This window comes from Azospirillum soli, from assembly GCF_017876165.1.
GTDB classification, from domain to species: domain Bacteria; phylum Pseudomonadota; class Alphaproteobacteria; order Azospirillales; family Azospirillaceae; genus Azospirillum; species Azospirillum soli.
Map to the genome: position 1 here is coordinate 25889 of NZ_JAGINQ010000030.1, position 17065 is coordinate 42953.

Genomic DNA, 17065 nt, shown 5'->3' on the forward strand with positions numbered 1-17065 from the left:
GCGGGTGGGATGGGGCTGCTGCCGCCCTGCCTGCCGCCCTGCCTGTCGACGTGACACGGAGTGATCGGCTCTTCATCCGCTTTGGACCGCGACGGCGGCATCTTCTCGTTCGCCAACCGGCGGATCGCCATCGGGAACGTCCTGGAAAATTTTTTCCAAAGGCGTGGGAATACGGTACAGCCTCGCGCGTATGCTGGGGGTAATGGTGCCGGTGGCGGTGAATGAAGCACGAGTTGGACAAGCATCTGGACGTCTTGCGACGGTACGCCCTGGTGCTGATGCGCGACCCCGAGCAGGCCGAGGATCTCGTCCAGGAGGCGGTGCTCAAGGCGATCGAGGGGGCGGATTCCTTCCAGGAAGGGCGTGACCTGCGCACATGGCTGCTGGCCATCGTCCACAACAGCTTCGTCAGCCGCTGGCGGCGCCGTCAGGCCGAGGGGCAGGCGACCGGGGCTCTGACCGCCTTTACCGAACCGTACGTTCCGCCGTCCCAGACCAGCCGCGTCCAGCTTGGCCAGACCATGACGGCCCTGATGGCCCTGCCGGTCGAACAGCGCGAGGTGCTGGTCCTCGTGGCCCTGGACGGGATGACCTACCAGGACACGGCCGAATGCCTGGGCGTTCCGGTCGGGACCGTGATGTCGCGCCTGTCCAGAGCCCGCGAGGCGCTGCGCTCGGCGACCGGTGAAACCCGCCAGGACAAGCCGACCAACCGGCCCCGCCCCTCGTTGCGCGTGGTGAAGCAGCCATGAACGAAGACATCAGCGATATCGACCTCAACGCCTACATCGACGGCGAGCTTGACCCCCGGCGCCGGATCGAGGTGGAGGCCTATTTGGAAACCCACCCGGAAGCCGCCGCGCGCGTCATGCACGACATGCGGGTGCGCAACGAAATCCGCCTGTTCATGACGGAGCCGGTCATGGTGGAACCGGCCGCGACCGCCCCTTCGGCACTCCCGAATTCGGCAGTCCCGGAGGAAGCGCCGGAGGCGCCCGCCCCGCAGCCGCTGCCCATGGACATGCCGCACCCGCGCCGGCCGATGCGGTCGCCGTCCATGAAAAGTCTGGTTGGGAAGAGTCTGATTGGCCGGACGGGCGGGCGCGCCCGCGCGGTGGTCGGGCGTGGTCGGCGGACCGTCGCCGCTCTCTGCCTGCTTGGCCTCGGATGGGTTGCGCACGGCGCGGTGATGGCGATCAACGTCAACCCGGTGTCCGCCGCGCACGCCGCCACCCATTATCTGATGGTCGCGGCGGAGGCGCACCAGCAGGCCGTCCGCGACGATACCTCGTTCCGGCCCTTCGCGGCGGCGGGCCATTCGCCGCTCGCCCCGCTGATGGCGCAGGATCCGGCGGCGTCGGTGTCCTTGCCCGATCTGGACCGGACGGCGTCTCCCTACGGCCTGCGCACGGTGGCGTGGGATGGTGGCGTGGCGGTCCAGGCGGCCTACCGGTCGGGCCGTGCCGATCTGATCACCCTGTTCGCGAGCGAGGTCGAGCGCTTCGCGGTGACCGCACCGCAGACGGAGCGGATCGGCGGCGTGTCGGTCGCCTACTGGCAGGTCGGGACCACGGTCTACGCGCTGTGCGGCGCGCTCCCCGAAAGCGAAATCCTGGCTCATGCCCGCGACGCGCGGATGGGCTGGTTCTGATCCCTTTTTCCGATCTTCCTGCACGGTTGAGATGATGGTGATTCAATGAGCAACCCCTTCCACACCAGCCCGTTCGACACCGCCGCCCGCCCCTTCGGCGCGGTGTTCGACGAGGGCCTGCGCAAGCACATGCTGCGGGTCTACAACTTCATGATGCTGGGCCTGGGCGTGACCGGTCTGGTGGCGTTCTTCGTCGCCAGCACGCCGGCGCTGTACGTGCCGATCTTCACCACGCCGCTGAAGTGGGTGGTGATGCTGGCGCCGCTGGCCTTCGTCATGGTGCTGTCCTGGCGCTTCGAGCGCATGTCGGCGTCCGGCCTGCAGGGCCTGTTCTGGGCCTTCTGCGCGGTCATGGGCGTGTCGATGGCCTCGATCCTGCTGGTCTTCACCGGGGCCAGCGTGGCGCGCGTGTTCTTCATCACCGCCGCCATGTTCGCGGCGATGAGCCTGTACGGCTACACCACCAAGGCCGACCTGTCGAAGATGGGCTCGTTCCTGATGATGGGCCTGATCGGCATCGTCATCGCCGGGCTGGTCAACATCTTCGTCGACTCCAGCGCCCTGCAGTTCGCCATCTCGGTGATCGGCGTTGTCATCTTCACCGGCCTGACCGCCTACGACACCCAGCGCATCAAGGAAGAGTACGCCGAGCATTACGGCCACGAGACCAACACCAAGCTGGCCGTCATGGGCGCCCTGTCGCTCTACCTGAACTTCATCAACCTGTTCCAGATGCTCATGCAGCTCATGGGACAGCGCGACGAGTGACGGGGCGGTTGCTCCGGGCGTTCACCGTCACGCCATGATGGGCCGGCCGCCACGCGCGGCCGGCCCCTTGTTTTTGCGATCCTTGTTTTTTGATGGTCCCTCGGGAAACCCCGAACCGGGCTGGACCGCCAAGCAGCCCGACGGGCTGAAAAGCGGATTGAAATCTGCTCCAATTGACCGCTTCCTGTTTGGGCACCCGGCATCATCATGGGAATGGTGATGATTGCTCGCACACTTCCGAACACGCTGTGAGGTTTGACGGGGAGAAGGACAATTGCCCATCCGTCGGCACCCTGGGATTTCTGACAGCTAGGCGCGAGGGGGAAAAGATGAATTGAATGCGATGTCTTCTACTGCTCCAGCGTGCTCTGCGATGGCGTATTCCTTTCCATACTTCGGCCCCGGCGATCCTGTTCCCTGGTTCAAAGCCAACGCTTCGAACAATCCGCACTTTCAGTTCAGTTCAATGGGGGGACGCTATGTTCTCCTGTGCTTTTTCGGTTCCGCCGGCGCAGAGGTCGCCCATCAGGCGCTCGCGGCGGTGCAGGCGCAGCGCCATCTCTTCGACGACGCCAAGGTGTCGTTCTTCGGCGTTTCGTCCGATCCGCAGGACCAGCAGGGACGCGTGCGCCAGTCCCTTCCCGGTATCCGCTTCTTCTGGGACCTCGATTTCGCCTTGGCCCGCCGTTTCGGGGCCGTGTTGCCCGCCGATGCGGTCGCGGATCAGCGTCCGAACGTCTATCGGCCCTTTTGGCTTCTGCTCGACCCGATGCTGCGGGTGCTCTTTTCCGCCCCCCTGGCGGAAAGCGAGGCTGTCCTTCAGCGCGTCGCCAGCCTGCCGGACGTGGGAACTCATGCCGGGATGGAAATTCCGGCTCCGGTGCTGGTCCTGCCGCGGGTCTTCGAGCCTGAGTTCTGCCGCCGTCTGATCGGCCTTTACGAGACCCATGGCGGGGGCGATTCCGGCTTCATGCGCGAGGTCGATGGAAAAACCGTTCCAGTCTATGACTACAGGCACAAGCGCCGCTCCGACATGCACATCGCCGATCCGGCGATCCGGGCCGAAGCGCGGGAACGGATCGAACGGCGCCTCATCCCGGAGATCGCGAAGGCGTTCCAATTCCGGGTAACCCGCATGGAACGGTACATCGTCGCCTGCTACGACAGCGCGGTCGGCGGCCATTTCCGCGCGCACCGTGACAACACCACCAAGGGCACTGCTCACCGCCGCTTCGCGGTGTCCCTCAATTTGAACGCCGAGGAATTCGAAGGAGGCGAGGTCCACTTTCCGGAGTTCGGGCCGCGCTCCTATCGGGCTCCCACCGGTGGTGCGGTGGTGTTTTCGTGCTCGCTGCTGCACGAGGCGGGGCCGGTGACGGCCGGCCGGCGCTACGTCTTTCTTCCGTTCCTCTATGATGAGGCGGCGGCGGCCCAGCGTGCGGCGAACAATCGCTTCCTCGGCGCGGGCGTCGGCGAATACGAACTGATCACCCGAGGGCAGCCGCAGGCCGAACCGCAGGCCGTGGAACCGACGCCGGCCGGAACGTCCGCCGAAATCGGAGCATGAACGACGCAGGGGTTCGGTTCGGTTTCGATCCGCTGTATGCAGGGTTCGTTGTCCAACTCGACACCCGGCTCGATTCCAATCCGGCCCGACGCCAATGGTGATGAACCTGTTTTTTAAGAATGGCGGGAATGGCATGAACGCAGCGATGCGCCGGGACGAGCCGGTTGCGCGAGCGGTGCCACGGATTCACAGCCGGTTCGGCCGCGCGATCTTCGCCGGAAACTTGGCCATTCTGGCTGGAGTTTTCTTCTTCGATTCGATCACGCCGGCCGACAACGTCTCGATCTGCTTCGCCTACGCGATTCCGATCGTGCTGAGCATCCTGGAGGGAGGGCGCCGCCCCTTCCTCTACGCCGGCATCGCGACGGTGCTGTCGGTCGCCGGCTCCTTCATCCAGCCGCCCAACGACGCCATCACGCTGACCTTTGTCGCCAATCGCGTCATCGCGATCGGGACGCAATGGGCCATGGCGCTTCTGGTGCGCTATCGTCTGGCGGTGGAAGCGACGTTGAACCGGTCGTTGCAGGAGCAGCGGGAGACGGTCGAGCGGCAGCAGCGCTTCATAGCCATGCTGTCCCATGAAATCCGAACCCCCCTCACCGTCGTGGACGGCCAAGCCTATCGGCTGATCAAGCTCAGCCGGACGTCGCCGCCGGAGGACATCGAACGCCGGGCGCAAAAGGTCCGCGACGCGGCGGCCCGCGTCAACAGCATCATCAACGCCGTGCTGGCCTCGGCGTCGGTGGGCGAAAAGGCCATTCAGGCGACGCCCAGGCCGGTGGACCCGAAGGCGCTGCTGACCGACCTCGTCCAGAACGCCGTCGAGAATGGGGCGACGGCCGTCTCCTGCGATCTGGATGGGCTGCCGGCGCGCATCGAAGCCGACCCCACGCTCCTCTTTCAACTGTTCGAGAACATCCTGTCGAACGCCATCAAGTATTCTCCGCCGGGCAGCCCGATCACCGTCACGGGCGCCAGCTGGGGTGCGGAGGTGACGGTCGAGGTGACCGATCAAGGCCGAGGCATCGACCCGGACGAACTGCACAAGCTCTTCACCCCCTACTATCGCGGCGGGAACAGCCGGGGCGTTCCGGGGGCGGGCATCGGCCTCTATCTCGTGGACCGGTTCGTGGCCGCCCATGGCGGCAGCGTGTCCATCGCGAGCCGCGTGGGCGAGGGAACCACGGTCACCGTGCGCCTGCCGCAGTCAATGTCTAGGGAGAGACGCGCTGCCAATGCCTGAACGCAAGAAAATCCTCTGCATCGAGGACGACGCCGACACGCGGGATCTGCTGATCGAGGAGTTGGAAGAGGCCGGATTTCAGGTGGACGGCTTTGGTGACGGCGCGTCCGCGCTGGCGGCGCTGGCCTCGGACCGGCCCGATCTCATTCTCTGCGACATCGACCTGCCCGAGCTGTCGGGTTTGGAGATTCTGAGGAGCATCCCGGAAATCGGACCCGCGTTCAGAGCCATTCCCTTCATCTTTCTGACCGCCTACGGACAGCGGGAGAACGTGATCGCGGCGCGGCGGCTTGGCTGCGACGAATACATCGTGAAGCCGATCGACTTCGAACTTCTCATCGAAACGATTCAGAACCGCATTGCCCGCAGCGCCGGCCGCGCGGTTCCGGTGACGAACGTCCACCTGACCGACCGCGAGGTCGAGGTTCTGACATGGTCGGCGCGCGGGAAATCCTCCACCGACATCGCCGTGCTGCTGAAGGTGAGCGAGCGCACCGTCAACTTCCACGTGGACAACGCCATCCGCAAGCTGGATGTCGCCACCCGCATCCAGGCGGCGGTCAAGGCCGCGCTCCTTGGACTGATCGTTCCGTAGGGGGCGTTTCGGCTGAGGATTCGGTATCAGATGTCGAAGTTTACGGCGAGGGTGCCGGTGGCCTGCCGGTGGCGCAGCGCGTCGGACAGGGTGTGGTTGTCCAGCACGCCCGCCGTCGCGTCGCGCACCTGCACCATCAGCCAGCGCACCGAACAGGTGGCCGGGTCCTGGCAATCCTCGCAGGGGCGGAAGGAATACTTGCTGGCACAGGGGATCGGGGCGAGATGGCCGTCGATCAGGCGGATGACCTCGCCGAAGGTGATGTCCGAGGCCGGGCGGGCCAGCCGGTAGCCGCCGCTCTTACCGCGCTTGGCGAACAGCAGGCCGTGTTTGCGCAACTCCACCAGAATGGCTTCCAGGAACTTGCGCGGGATGTTCTCGCGCTCGGCGATGTCGGCGATCAGCACAAGCTCGTCGTCCGTCCGCTCCGCCAGCATGATCAGCGCGCGCAGGGCGTATTTGGCTTTTTGCGACAGCATTCTGGAACAACCCGCTCCTGGCGGCGGCTTTGGGGATTCACGGTTGATACTCCCTTTACGCCGCGATGATTAATAAATGGTGCCGAACCTTGCCCGGTGTCATCCCTGCGCGTAAGGTCCGGCGACTGCCCCGCAATACGCCCTGCAATACAAAGGTTCCGGCATGCAGACGATCATCGTTCCGGTCACCCCGTTCCAGCAGAACTGCACGGTGCTCTGGTGCCCCGAGACGATGAAGGGCGCCGCCGTCGATCCCGGCGGGGACATCGACCGCATCCTGCGCGCCGCCGAGTCGAAGGGCGTGACGCTGGAGAAGATTCTGGTCACGCATGGCCACATCGACCATGCGGGCGGTGTCGCCGACCTCGCCGCGCGCCTCAACCTGCCCATCGAGGGGCCGCACCGCGAGGACCAGTTCTGGATCGACGGGATGCCGATGCAGAGCCAGATGTTCGGCTTCCCCCCCGTGCAGGTCTTCACCCCCGACCGCTGGCTGGAGCAGGGCGACACGGTGACGGTGGGCAACCTGACGCTGGACGTTCATCACTGCCCCGGCCACACGCCCGGCCATGTGGTGTTCGTGCATGGCCCGAGCAAGCTGGCCATCGTCGGCGACGTGCTGTTCCAGGGCTCCATCGGCCGCACCGACTTCCCCAAGGGCAATCACGGCGACCTGATTGCCTCGATCAAGGACAAGCTTCTGCCGCTGGGCGACGACATCACCTTCATCCCCGGCCACGGCCCGACCTCCACCTTCGGGGAAGAGCGGCTCTACAATCCCTTCCTGAACGATTGACGCTTTCGGTCCCGATTCGGTTCCACGGAAGTGATTCGGTTCTACGGAAGTCTGGCCGGTCCCGATTCGCCGTCGGAGCCGGCCTTTTTGCATCCCGCCGTCCACAGGGGGAGTGAGTCTTCCCGCGTAATCTGGTGCGCGAAATGCGTAGTCTTGTGGTTGCGACTCGGCTTTTCCCGCGTAGTTTGGTGGCACAAGCTAATAACTTAAGACTCAACTAGCTACTAATAGCTTCCACCACAAGAATACGCGTTGACGCCGGGACCTTAACCAAACCAGAGTCGTTTCACGCTCAACGGACATCGACGGTTTTGCGGGGTCGGCCATGGCTGAGATCCACCAGCTCATCATCCAGCATGGGCGCGAGCGCGCCCGCGAACTGGTTCCGCGCGACCAGCGCCCGCTGGTCGATGCCGCCGCCGCCGTGCTGGCCGATGAATCGCGGGCGATGGGCATCACCTACAGCGGTTTCTGCCTGACCGCCCTGCCGCACAAGCGCATCCCCGACGACCAGACCTGGCGGCGTGATGGCCACCGCGTGACGCTGGTGGTGCAGCCGGGCGTGCTGCTGATCGGCGGCAAGGAGAAAATGTTCGGCGTGCCCTACGGCAGCCGCGCGCGGCTGATCATGCTGTACCTGCAAACGCGCGCCCTGCAATCCAACAGCCGCGAGGTGGAGTTGGGCGCCTCGATGCGCGACTGGATGAGCCGGATGAACGTGTCCACCGGCGGCCAGTCCTACCGGGACGTGAAGGAGCAATGTAACCGCCTGTCCGCCTGCCACCTGACCTTCTTCTGGGACGAGCCGGAAACGCGCGGGCGCGGCAGCAAGTTCGCCAAGGACAGCATCGTCGTCGGCGGCCTGACCTTTACCGAGGAGGACGACCGTCAGGGCTCATTGTGGGAAGAGCGGGTGCTGCTGTCGGAAAGCTTCTTCAAGTCGCTGCGCGAGCATCCGGTGCCGGTTCTGGAATCGGCGATCCGCGAGATCTCCAGCAAGTCCATGGCCATCGACGTCTACATCTGGCTGGCCTACCGCCTGCATTCGCTGAGCGAGCCGACCAAGGTGTCCTGGCAGTCGCTCTACGCGCAGTTCGGCGCGGGCTATGACGAGATCCGCCACTTCAAGACCCGCTTCCCGGAAACCCTGCGCGTCGCCCTGAACGTCTATCCGGAAGCCAAGGTGGAGGTGAACCGGGAAGGCATGGTGATGCACCCGTCGCTTCCGCCGGTGGCGTCCGACCGCCGTCAGGCGGCGCTGATCGGGATGTAGCACTTCCACCAGAATACGCGCAGGAAATCCTTTAAAAACAACAGCCTCCACAAAACTACGCACGGCGGCCGGGCAGCCTCCCCCGGCCGCCGTTTCTGTGTCCGCATTCGGCCGTCGCTCCGGCAAGGGCGCATAGGCGCGGACATTAGGGCCGGACGAGCAGTTCAAGTGTCCCGCCACCTCTCCATCGTCATCCCCGCGCAGGCGGGAATCCAGGCGGAACAAGCACTTGTACGGAAAACTTCTGGATCCCCGCCTGCGCGGGGATGACGATGAGGAAAGGGGAGGGCTCCGGGGGCAATGTTTCTCCGGGCGGCGGCACGGCTGCGTCGAGATGAGTGGATTTCACGCTGAATCAAGGGCTTCCACAAAAATACGCGCGCCCTGTCCTCCACAAGATTACGCACCGGCGACTCGGCTTCCACAAGATTACGAATCGGGGTGGGCTCCCGCATCGCCGTCCACCTCGCTCTCCACAAGATTACGAGTCGCCCGTTCCACAAGACTACGCACGGGATGCGTAACCTTGTGGCAAAGCTCGCGTCTCCTCAGGTTTCGATGGCGAGGGTGAGAGGCGGCGGGTTGGCAAGCGTCTGGTAGACAACGCAATAGCGCTCGGTCAGCTTGGTCAGGGTGGCGATGCGCTCGGGCGGTTCGTCGGTGTCGAGGTCGAAGCGCAGGCGAATGGCGCGGAAGCCCACGGGGGCGTCCTTCGCCACGCCCAGCGTGCCGCGAAAGTCCAGATCGCCTTCCGCCGACACGGTGCCGCCGCGCAGGTTGAACTCCAGCGCGGTGGCGACCGCCTTCAGCGTCACGCCAGCGCAGGCGACCAGCGCTTCCAGCAGCATATCGCCGGAACAGGCCTGAGTGCCCGGCCCGCCGGTCGCCGGGTGCAGCCCCGCCTCGACCAGGGCGCGGCCGGTGTCCACCTTGCAGGCGATGCCGGTGTCGTCCAGAGCCCCCTTGGCCTTCAGCGTCACGACCGCCGAATCGGGGTTCTCCTTGTACTGATCCTTCAGCGGCGCCTGAAGCGCGCGCAGATCCTGTGCGTCCATGCCCTCGCATTTCCTCTCGGTTGATTGATTGTGGGCGATGGAAGCATGACCTGCGCCGTTCGCTTCGGCAATCTCGATGGCTGCCCCAATAGCCGCCCCCGATGGCCGCGCGCAGGACCGACCTGCGTTCGCGTGGGTTGGAGGTGCCGGATGTTTCCCGCTATGACGGACGGTGGAAACATAAAGAAAAGGGAAGGGAGATACCCCCATCATGAAACGTCGTGCCTTTCTGACCAGCGCCGGTGTCGGGCTGGCCGCCAGCACCGTCGCCGCCCCGGCCATCGCGCAGAGCCAGCCCGAGATCAAGTGGCGCATGGCGTCGAGCTATCCCAAGAGCCTCGACACCATCTACGGCGCCGCCGAGCTGATCGCCCGCCGGGTCGCCGCCGCGACGGACAACAAGTTCCAGATCCGCACCTTCGCGGCCGGAGAGATCGTCCCGGCGCTGCAGGTGCTGGACGCCGTGCAGAACGGCACCGTGGAGTGCGGGCAGTCGGCCGCCTATTTCTACATCGGCAAGGACCCGACCTTCTGCTTCGACACGGCCATGCCCTTCGGCCTGAACACGCGCCAGCACATCGCCTGGATGATGCACGGCGGCGGCCTGGAGCTGATGCGGGAGCTGTTCAAGGACCACAACATTTATAACATCCCCGCCGGCAACACGAGCGCCCAGATGGGCGGCTGGTTCCGCAAGGAGATCAAGTCCACCGAGGATCTGAACGGCCTGAAGATGCGCGTCGGCGGTCTGGCCGGCACGATCATGAGCAAGCTGGGCCTCGTCCCGCAGCAGCTGGGCGGCGGCGACATCTACCCGGCGCTGGAGCGCGGCACCATCGACGCGGCGGAATTCGTCGGCCCCTACGACGACGAGAAGCTGGGCTTCCACAAGGTCGCCAAATACTACTACTCGCCCGGCTGGTGGGAGGGCTCGGCCCAAATCCCGCTGATGATCAACATCACCGCGTGGGAGCAGCTGCCCGCCTCCTACAAGGTCATCCTGGAGCAGGCCTGCTGGGAGGCCAACAGCTGGATGATCGCCAAGTACGACACCGTCAACGCGGCGGCGCTGAAGCGTCTGGTCGCCGGCGGCGCCCAGCTGCGCGCCTTCCCGCGCGAGCTGATGCAGGCCTGCGAGAAGATCGCCAACGAGCTGTATGACGAGCTGTCGGCCAAGAACTCGCGCTTCAAGAAGGTTTATGACGCGTGGAAGCCTTTCCGCGACGAGGAGAGGCTGTGGTTCCGCGTCGCCGAGAACTCCTTCGATTCCTACATCTATTCCCAGTCCGCCCAGCGCAAGTAAGCGGCTCTTCAAGGCGCCTTCCCCCGGTCCCGATGGGCCGGCGCGGAGGGCGCCTTCATTTTCCGGCTTGATATGCTCGAAAAGAGCATTTACGGTTTTGCTCGTTGCGAGCATTAAGGAAGCGAGCTATGCCGGACAGCTACACCCCCGACATCGCCGAGGCGACCCGGCCGATTTACGAGCGCGTGAAGCACGTGATCCCGGCGGTGGAATGGCCGTTCCACGCCCCGCTGGTGCACGAGATCAACCGCCTGAAGGCGGAGCGCAACGCGGTGGTCCTGGCCCACAACTACCAGACGCCGGAGATCTTCCACGGCGTGGCCGACATCGTCGGCGACAGTCTGGCGCTGGCCGCCCGCGCGACGCAGACGGACGCCGACGTGATCGTGCTGGCCGGCGTGCATTTCATGGCGGAGACGGCGAAGCTGCTGAACCCGGCCAAGACGGTGCTGATCCCCGACGCGGGCGCCGGCTGCTCGCTGGCCGAATCGATCACCGCCGCCGACGTGCGCCTGCTGCGCGAGCGCTGGCCGGGCGTGCCGGTGGTCGCCTACGTCAACACCTCGGCCGAGGTGAAGGCGGAGGTGGACATCTGCTGCACCTCGGGCAACGCGGTGGAGGTGGTGGAATCGCTGGGCGTGCCGCGCGTCATCATGCTGCCCGACGAGTATCTGGCGAAGTACGTCGCTACCCAGACCAGCGTCGAGATCATCGCCTGGAAGGGCCATTGCGAGGTGCACGAACGCTTCACCGGCGACGAGATCCGGGAGTTCCGCGGCCGTTTCGACGATCTGGTCGTCATCGCCCATCCGGAATGCCCGCCCGATGTGCTGGAGGCAGCGGACTTCGTCGGATCCACCGCGCGCATGATCGACTTCGTCGCCAATCGCCGGCCGCCGCGCGTGCTGATGGTGACCGAATGCTCGATGAGCGACAACGTCGCGGCCGCCTCCCCGGACACCGAATTCGTGCGGCCCTGCAACCTGTGCCCGCACATGAAGAAGATCACGCTGGCGAACATCCTGGAATCCCTGCGCACGCTGGAGCCGTGCGTGGAGATCGCCCCGGAACTGGCCGAACGCGCCCGCCGCTCGGTCGAGCGCATGTTGGCCGTAAAGCCCCGGTAGGCCCGAACAAAGAGGCGCCGCCATGTCCGCCGTTCCCTACACCGTCCGCAACGCGGAGGTGGTCGTCATCGGCTCCGGCCTCGCCGGGCTGACGACGGCGCTGAATTTGATACACCATCATTCACCAGCTGCGCCGGTCACGCTGCTGACCAAGACCGCCGATCTGCCGGGCGGGTCCAGTCCGTACGCCCAGGGCGGCATCGCCGCCGCCATCGGCCCAGGCGACCGGCCGGAGGACCACGCCGCCGACACCGTGTCGGCCGGCGCCGGCTTTGTGGACGCCGCCCGTGCTCAGGTTCTGGCGCAGGAGGGGGCGGAGCGGGTGCGCGCCCTGCTGGACGCCGGTCTGCCCTTCGACCGCGATGCCGACGGCGCGCCGTTGCTGGGGCGGGAGGCCGCGCATGGTGCCGCGCGTATTGTGCACGCGGGCGGCGACGCCACCGGGCGCACGCTGGTCGCGGCGCTGGCCGACCAAGTCCGCGCCGCGCCGTCCATTCGGGTGGAAACCAATGCCTTCGCCGTGGATCTGGCGGTGCGCGGCGGGCGGGTGTGCGGCGTGCTGGCCCGCCATCCTGACGGCTGGGTGTTTCACCGCACCGCGCGCGTCGTGCTGGCGACCGGCGGCATCGGGGCGGCCTTCGCCCGCACCACCAACCCGGCGGAGGCGACCGGCGACGGGCTGGTGCTGGCCGCCCGCGCCGGGGCGACGCTGGCCGACGTTGAGTTCGTGCAGTTCCACCCCACGGCGCTGGCCGTCGATGCCGACCCCGCGCCCCTGCTGACCGAGGCGTTGCGCGGGGCGGGCGCCCTGCTGCTCGACCGGCATGGCGAGCGGTTCATGGCCCACGAGCATCCGCTGGCCGAGCTGGCCCCGCGCGACGTGGTGGCCCGCGCCATCGGCGCCCGCATTGCGGCGGGGGAGCCGGTCTATCTCGACCTGCGCCCGGCGCTGGCCGCCAAGCCCGAGGGGTTCCCGACCGTGCTGGCGCTGTGCGCCGAACACGGCCTCGACCCGTGGACGGATCCGGTGCCGGTGGCCCCGGCCGCGCATTACCACATGGGCGGAGTCGTCACCGACCTGTCCGGCCGCACCAACGTGGAGGGGCTGTGGGCCTGCGGTGAGACCGCCTGCACCGGCGTGCACGGCGCCAACCGGCTGGCCAGCAATTCTCTGCTGGAGGCGCTGGTGTTCGGCGCCCGCGTCGCCCGCGACGTAGCCGAGCGGTCCCTGCCCACCCTGGCTCCCTTTGCCCTGCCGCAGCCGCCGGCCATCGCGGGTGGGGCGGGCGCCGCGCTGCTCAACGCCATCACGGCCGATTCCCGCGCCACGCTCTATCAGGCCGCCGGGCTGGTGCGCGACGGCGCCACCCTGCGCAGCGCCCGGCAGCGGCTCGACCGGTTGGCCGTGGCGCTCGACCGGCTGCGGGGCGACGTGGGCGGCGGCTGCGCGGCGGACGCGGAATCCGTGCGCCGCTGGGGCGAGGCGCGCAACCGGCTGCTGGTCGGCCGGCTGGTGGTGCACGCGGCGCTGGCCCGCACCGAAAGCCGTGGCGCACACTTCCGCTCCGACTTTCCGCTGGAAGATCCGGCGGCGCAGCGCCACCGCTTCACCCTGAACGACCTCGCCGGCAACGCCGAAGCTACCCTGGAAGACGCCGCATGCTCCATTCTCTGACCTACGAGCCCATCGTCCGCGCCGCCCTCGCCGAGGATCTCGGGCGGGCCGGCGACATCACCACCGACAGCATCGTCCCTGCGGACTCCATCGCGACCGCCCGCCTCGTCGCCCGCAAGGACGGCCGCGTTGCGGGCCTGGAGGTCGCGCTGTCCGCCTTCCGCATCCTCGACCCCGATGCCCATGTGGAGGTGGAGCATGGCGACGGCGCCGACGTGCCGCCGGGCGGCACCATCGCTACGGTGACCGGCCACGCCCGCGCCCTCCTGACCGGGGAGCGCACCGCGCTGAACCTGCTGGGCCGCCTGTCCGGCATTGCCACCGCGACCCGCGCGCTGGTCCGCGAGGTGGAGGGCACCCACGCCCGCATTGTCTGCACCCGCAAGACCACGGCGGGCCTGCGCGTTCTGGAAAAGCACGCGGTGCGGCTGGGCGGCGGCTTCAACCACCGTTTCGGGTTGGATGACGCCGTCCTCATCAAGGACAACCACATCGCCGTGGCCGGCGGCATCCGCCCGGCGGTCGAGCGCGTGCGCGCCAACATCGGCCACATGGTGAAGGTGGAGGTCGAGGTGGACACGCTGGAGCAGTTGGAAGAGCTGCTGACCCTGCCGGCGGACGTGGTGCTGCTCGACAACATGGATCCGGCGACGTTGCGCCGCGCCGTCGCCATGGTCGATGGCCGGATGCTGACCGAGGCGTCGGGCAACGTCACGCTGTCCACCGTCCGCGCCATCGCGGAGGCCGGGGTGGACATGATCTCGGTCGGCTGGATCACCCACAGCGCGCCGAACCTCGATATCGGGCTCGACATGTAGGGCGAGCTTGGCCGATCCTCCCACATAAGAAATAAAGATATGTGGGAGGACACATGCCGCCGGGCACACGAGAGTCCCTGTTCCGCAGGATCGAGGATCGCCGCGACGACCTTGTCGATCTCACCCGCGATCTGATCCGTATCCCCACGGTCAACCCGCCGGGCGATGCCTACACGCCATGCGCGGAGTTCATCGGCCGGCGGCTAGCCGCGCGCGGCTTCCAGGTGGAGTATGTGCGGGCGGACGGCGCGCCGGGCGACAGCGACCGCTACCCCCGCACCAACGTCATCGCCCGCATCGAGGGGCGGGAGCCGGGCCCCTGCGTCCACTTCAACGGGCACATCGACGTGGTACCGGCCGGGCGCGGCTGGACGGTCGATCCCTTCGAAGGCGTGGTAAAGGACGGGCGCGTCTACGGGCGCGGCGCCTGCGACATGAAGGGCGGCATCGCCGCCTCCATTATCGCGGCGGAAGCGATCCTGGACGAGGGTATCCCCTTCGGCGGCGCCCTGGAGATCTCCGGCACGGTGGACGAGGAATCGGGCGGCTACGGCGGCGTTGGGCATCTGGCGCGGCTCGGCTACTTCTCCCGCCCGCGCGTCGATCACGTCATCATCCCCGAACCGCTGAACGTGGACCGCGTGTGCATCGGTCATCGCGGCGTCTGGTGGGCGGAGATCGAGACGAAGGGCCGCGTCGCCCACGGCTCCATGCCCTTCCTCGGCAACTGCGCGGTGCGCCACATGGGGGCCGTGCTGCACCGGATCGAATCGGAGCTGATCCCGCGCCTGGCATCCAAGCGCACCGCCATGCCCGTCGTGCCGGAGGGCGCGCGCCAGTCCACCATCAACGTCAACGCCATCCACGGCGGCCAGCCGGAGGACCGCGAGGGTCTGCCCAGCCCCATGGTCCCCGACAGTTGCCGCATGGTCATCGACCGCCGCTACCTGATCGAGGAGGAGCCGGAGGCGGTGAAGGCCGAGATCGTCGACATCCTGGAGGGACTGCGGCGCGAGCGCCCCGGCTTCGACTACGAGCTGCGCGAGGTTCTCGCCTTCCTGCCGACCATGACCGACGCCGACGCGCCGGTGGTGCGCGCGGTGGAGGGGGCCATCCAGGCGGTGCTGGGCCGCCCGGCGGAACATGTCGTCTCCCCCGGTACCTACGACCAGAAGCACATCGTGCGCGTGGGGCACCTGAAGGACTGCATCGCCTACGGTCCCGGCATCCTCGACCTCGCCCACCAGCCGGACGAGTATGTGGGCATCGACGACATGGTGCATTCGGCCCAGGTCATGGCCCTGTCGGCGCTGTCCCTGCTGAAGGCCCCGCCGGAATTCAGGGTTTCCAACTTTAAGGGCGATTGGGGTCAAAGTTCTTTTTAAGGCCCTGCCAGCAGCGGAAATACTCGTGCTGCAACTGCGCCGTCTCCAGCGCGTAGCGGGTGGGTTGGATGACGGCGCGCGTCTCGAACATGAAGGCCATGGTGTCGGTGACGTAGTGCGGCTTGGACGTGTCGGCGGCGGACGCCTTCTCGAAGGTCTCCGCGTCCGGCCCGTGGCCGCTCATGCAGTTGTGCAAGGATGCGCCGCCGGGCAGGAAGCCTTCCTCCTTGGCGTCGTAGACGCCGTGGATCAGGCCCATGAACTCGCTGGCGTAATTGCGGTGGAACCAGGGCGGGCGGAAGGTGTCCGTCGCCGCCAGGATGCGCGGCGGGAAGATCACGAAGTCGATGTTGTCCACGCCCGGCGTGTCGCTGACCGAATGCAGCACCAGGAAGATCGACGGATCCGGGTGGTCGAAGCTGATCGAGCCGATGGTGTTGAAGCGGCGCAGGTCGTACTTGTACGGCGCGCAGGTGCCATGCCATGCGACCACGTCGAGCGGCGAATGGTCGATGGCGGCGGCCCAGAGATGGCCGTTGAACTTGGCGACCAGCGTGAAATCGCCCTCGCGGTCCTCGTACCAGGCGGTCGGGGTGCGGAAGTCGCGCGGGTTGGCCAGACCGTTCGACCCGATCGGCCCCAGATCCGGCAGGCGGAAGGGCGCGCCGTAATTCTCGCACACATAGCCGCGCGCCTGTCCGTCCGGCAGTTCGACGCGGAAGCGGACGCCGCGCGGGATGACCGCGATCTCCTGCGGCTCGACCTCCAGAATCCCGAGTTCCGTGGCAAGGCGCAGCCGTCCCATCTGCGGCACGATCAGCATCTCGCCGTCCGCGTCGTAGAAGAAGCGGCCGTCCATCGACCGGTTGGTGGCGTAGAGGTGGATGCCGCAGCCGACCTGCGCCGCCGGCCCGCCGTTGCCGGCCATGGTGACAAGCCCGTCCACGAAGTCGGTCGGCCGGTCGGGCAGGGGCAGCGGATCCCAGCGCAGCTGGTTTGGCGGCGTCGGCACCTCGTCGAAGCGGCTCAGCAGCCGGCCATGGTCGATGCGCTCGAACGGCTGGTGCATCGCCGCCGGGCGGATGCGGTAGAGCCAGGACCGCCGGTTGTGCGCGCGCGGTGCCGTGAAGGCGGTGCCGGACAGTTGCTCCGCGTACAGGCCGTATGGCGCGCGCTGCGGTGAGTTGCGGCCCACCGGCAGCGCACCGGGCAGGGCCTCGGTCGCGAACTCGTTGCCGAAGCCGGATTGGTAGATGAGATCGGCCGTCATGCTGCCCCCCGCCACGCAAAACCAATCGGGTTCCCGCCCATAATCTAGGACGGACGTGGC

Annotated in this window: 16 protein-coding genes; 13 read left to right on the forward strand and 3 right to left on the reverse strand. The window is 67.0% G+C overall.

Annotation, left to right across the window (positions count from 1 at the left end):
- The first annotated feature begins 221 nt into the window (after window positions 1–221).
- The 6 genes from J2852_RS27915 to J2852_RS27940 all read left to right on the forward strand — a co-directional run bounded on the left by J2852_RS27915 (window position 222) and on the right by J2852_RS27940 (window position 5824).
- Window positions 222–752 (forward strand): sigma-70 family RNA polymerase sigma factor, encoded by a 531-nt coding sequence (locus J2852_RS27915; protein WP_209882024.1) that lies wholly within the window; start codon window positions 222–224, stop codon window positions 750–752.
- Entirely contained in the window at window positions 749–1651 is a 903-nt protein-coding gene (locus J2852_RS27920) for an anti-sigma factor family protein (RefSeq protein WP_209882026.1), read from the forward strand. The genes J2852_RS27915 and J2852_RS27920 overlap by 4 nt, the downstream gene beginning before the upstream one ends.
- A gap of 45 nt (window positions 1652–1696) precedes the next feature.
- Window positions 1697–2419 carry a Bax inhibitor-1/YccA family protein gene (locus J2852_RS27925; RefSeq protein WP_209882028.1) on the forward strand — a complete coding sequence of 241 codons (723 nt, stop codon included), beginning with the start codon at window positions 1697–1699 and terminating at the stop codon, window positions 2417–2419.
- Between the two features lie 373 nt (window positions 2420–2792).
- Window positions 2793–3986 carry a 2OG-Fe(II) oxygenase gene (locus tag J2852_RS27930; protein WP_209882030.1) on the forward strand — a complete coding sequence of 398 codons (1194 nt, stop codon included), beginning with the start codon at window positions 2793–2795 and terminating at the stop codon, window positions 3984–3986.
- A 133-nt stretch (window positions 3987–4119) separates the two neighbouring features.
- Window positions 4120–5229 (forward strand): sensor histidine kinase, encoded by a 1110-nt coding sequence (locus J2852_RS27935; protein WP_209882032.1) that lies wholly within the window; start codon window positions 4120–4122, stop codon window positions 5227–5229.
- Window positions 5222–5824 carry a response regulator transcription factor gene (locus J2852_RS27940; RefSeq protein ID WP_209882034.1) on the forward strand — a complete coding sequence of 201 codons (603 nt, stop codon included), beginning with the start codon at window positions 5222–5224 and terminating at the stop codon, window positions 5822–5824. Before J2852_RS27935 ends, J2852_RS27940 begins: the two co-directional genes overlap by 8 nt.
- Window positions 5825–5850: 26 nt before the next feature.
- Here the strand turns inward: J2852_RS27940 and J2852_RS27945 are convergent, their stop codons facing one another.
- Window positions 5851–6303 carry an RrF2 family transcriptional regulator gene (locus J2852_RS27945; RefSeq protein WP_209882036.1) on the reverse strand — a complete coding sequence of 151 codons (453 nt, stop codon included), beginning with the start codon at window positions 6301–6303 and terminating at the stop codon, window positions 5851–5853.
- A gap of 163 nt (window positions 6304–6466) precedes the next feature.
- Between J2852_RS27945 and J2852_RS27950 the strand changes: the two genes are divergently transcribed.
- Complete coding sequence (locus J2852_RS27950; RefSeq protein WP_209882038.1) at window positions 6467–7099, forward strand: MBL fold metallo-hydrolase; 633 nt, start codon at window positions 6467–6469, stop codon at window positions 7097–7099.
- Window positions 7100–7424: 325 nt separating this feature from the next.
- The gene (locus J2852_RS27955; RefSeq protein ID WP_209882040.1) at window positions 7425–8372 is read left to right on the forward strand and encodes a replication protein RepA; all 948 of its coding nucleotides are present in this window, start codon (window positions 7425–7427) and stop codon (window positions 8370–8372) included.
- A 548-nt stretch (window positions 8373–8920) separates the two neighbouring features.
- Here J2852_RS27955 and J2852_RS27960 read toward each other — a convergent pair.
- Window positions 8921–9427 (reverse strand): OsmC family protein, encoded by a 507-nt coding sequence (locus J2852_RS27960; RefSeq protein WP_209882041.1) that lies wholly within the window; start codon window positions 9425–9427, stop codon window positions 8921–8923.
- 211 nt (window positions 9428–9638) lie between these two features.
- Between J2852_RS27960 and J2852_RS27965 the strand changes: the two genes are divergently transcribed.
- The 5 genes from J2852_RS27965 (at window position 9639) to J2852_RS27985 (ending at window position 15735) form a co-directional block, all read left to right on the forward strand.
- A complete protein-coding gene (locus J2852_RS27965) occupies window positions 9639–10730 on the forward strand; it encodes a TRAP transporter substrate-binding protein (RefSeq protein WP_209882042.1) in 1092 nt (363 codons plus the stop codon).
- Window positions 10731–10858: 128 nt separating this feature from the next.
- Window positions 10859–11857: a quinolinate synthase NadA gene (gene nadA, locus J2852_RS27970; protein WP_209882043.1), complete on the forward strand. Its 999-nt coding sequence runs from the start codon at window positions 10859–10861 to the stop codon at window positions 11855–11857.
- A gap of 22 nt (window positions 11858–11879) precedes the next feature.
- Window positions 11880–13532, forward strand: coding sequence for an L-aspartate oxidase (locus J2852_RS27975; protein ID WP_209882044.1), 1653 nt, complete (start codon window positions 11880–11882; stop codon window positions 13530–13532).
- Entirely contained in the window at window positions 13517–14350 is an 834-nt protein-coding gene (gene nadC, locus J2852_RS27980; protein WP_209882045.1) for a carboxylating nicotinate-nucleotide diphosphorylase, read from the forward strand. The genes J2852_RS27975 and nadC overlap by 16 nt, the downstream gene beginning before the upstream one ends.
- 53 nt (window positions 14351–14403) lie before the next feature.
- The gene (locus tag J2852_RS27985) at window positions 14404–15735 is read left to right on the forward strand and encodes an acetylornithine deacetylase/succinyl-diaminopimelate desuccinylase family protein (RefSeq protein ID WP_209882046.1); all 1332 of its coding nucleotides are present in this window, start codon (window positions 14404–14406) and stop codon (window positions 15733–15735) included.
- Here J2852_RS27985 and hmgA read toward each other — a convergent pair.
- Window positions 15704–17005, reverse strand: a complete 1302-nt coding sequence (gene hmgA, locus J2852_RS27990; RefSeq protein ID WP_209882048.1) for a homogentisate 1,2-dioxygenase — start codon at window positions 17003–17005, stop codon at window positions 15704–15706. The genes J2852_RS27985 and hmgA overlap by 32 nt on opposite strands.
- Window positions 17006–17065 lie beyond the last annotated feature (60 nt).

Bases quoted from the DNA above. Each gene is read 5' to 3' on its own strand.
- J2852_RS27915 (WP_209882024.1), top strand. From the start codon at position 222: ATGAAGCACGAGTTGGACAAGCATCTGGACGTCTTGCGACGGTACGCC.
- J2852_RS27920 (WP_209882026.1), top strand. From the start codon at position 749: ATGAACGAAGACATCAGCGATATCGACCTCAACGCCTACATCGACGGC.
- J2852_RS27925 (WP_209882028.1), top strand. From the start codon at position 1,697: ATGAGCAACCCCTTCCACACCAGCCCGTTCGACACCGCCGCCCGCCCC.
- J2852_RS27930 (WP_209882030.1), top strand. From the start codon at position 2,793: ATGGCGTATTCCTTTCCATACTTCGGCCCCGGCGATCCTGTTCCCTGG.
- J2852_RS27935 (WP_209882032.1), top strand. From the start codon at position 4,120: ATGAACGCAGCGATGCGCCGGGACGAGCCGGTTGCGCGAGCGGTGCCA.
- J2852_RS27940 (WP_209882034.1), top strand. From the start codon at position 5,222: ATGCCTGAACGCAAGAAAATCCTCTGCATCGAGGACGACGCCGACACG.
- J2852_RS27945 (WP_209882036.1), bottom strand. From the start codon at position 6,303: ATGCTGTCGCAAAAAGCCAAATACGCCCTGCGCGCGCTGATCATGCTG.
- J2852_RS27950 (WP_209882038.1), top strand. From the start codon at position 6,467: ATGCAGACGATCATCGTTCCGGTCACCCCGTTCCAGCAGAACTGCACG.
- J2852_RS27955 (WP_209882040.1), top strand. From the start codon at position 7,425: ATGGCTGAGATCCACCAGCTCATCATCCAGCATGGGCGCGAGCGCGCC.
- J2852_RS27960 (WP_209882041.1), bottom strand. From the start codon at position 9,427: ATGGACGCACAGGATCTGCGCGCGCTTCAGGCGCCGCTGAAGGATCAG.
- J2852_RS27965 (WP_209882042.1), top strand. From the start codon at position 9,639: ATGAAACGTCGTGCCTTTCTGACCAGCGCCGGTGTCGGGCTGGCCGCC.
- nadA (WP_209882043.1), top strand. From the start codon at position 10,859: ATGCCGGACAGCTACACCCCCGACATCGCCGAGGCGACCCGGCCGATT.
- J2852_RS27975 (WP_209882044.1), top strand. From the start codon at position 11,880: ATGTCCGCCGTTCCCTACACCGTCCGCAACGCGGAGGTGGTCGTCATC.
- nadC (WP_209882045.1), top strand. From the start codon at position 13,517: ATGCTCCATTCTCTGACCTACGAGCCCATCGTCCGCGCCGCCCTCGCC.
- J2852_RS27985 (WP_209882046.1), top strand. From the start codon at position 14,404: ATGCCGCCGGGCACACGAGAGTCCCTGTTCCGCAGGATCGAGGATCGC.
- hmgA (WP_209882048.1), bottom strand. From the start codon at position 17,005: ATGACGGCCGATCTCATCTACCAATCCGGCTTCGGCAACGAGTTCGCG.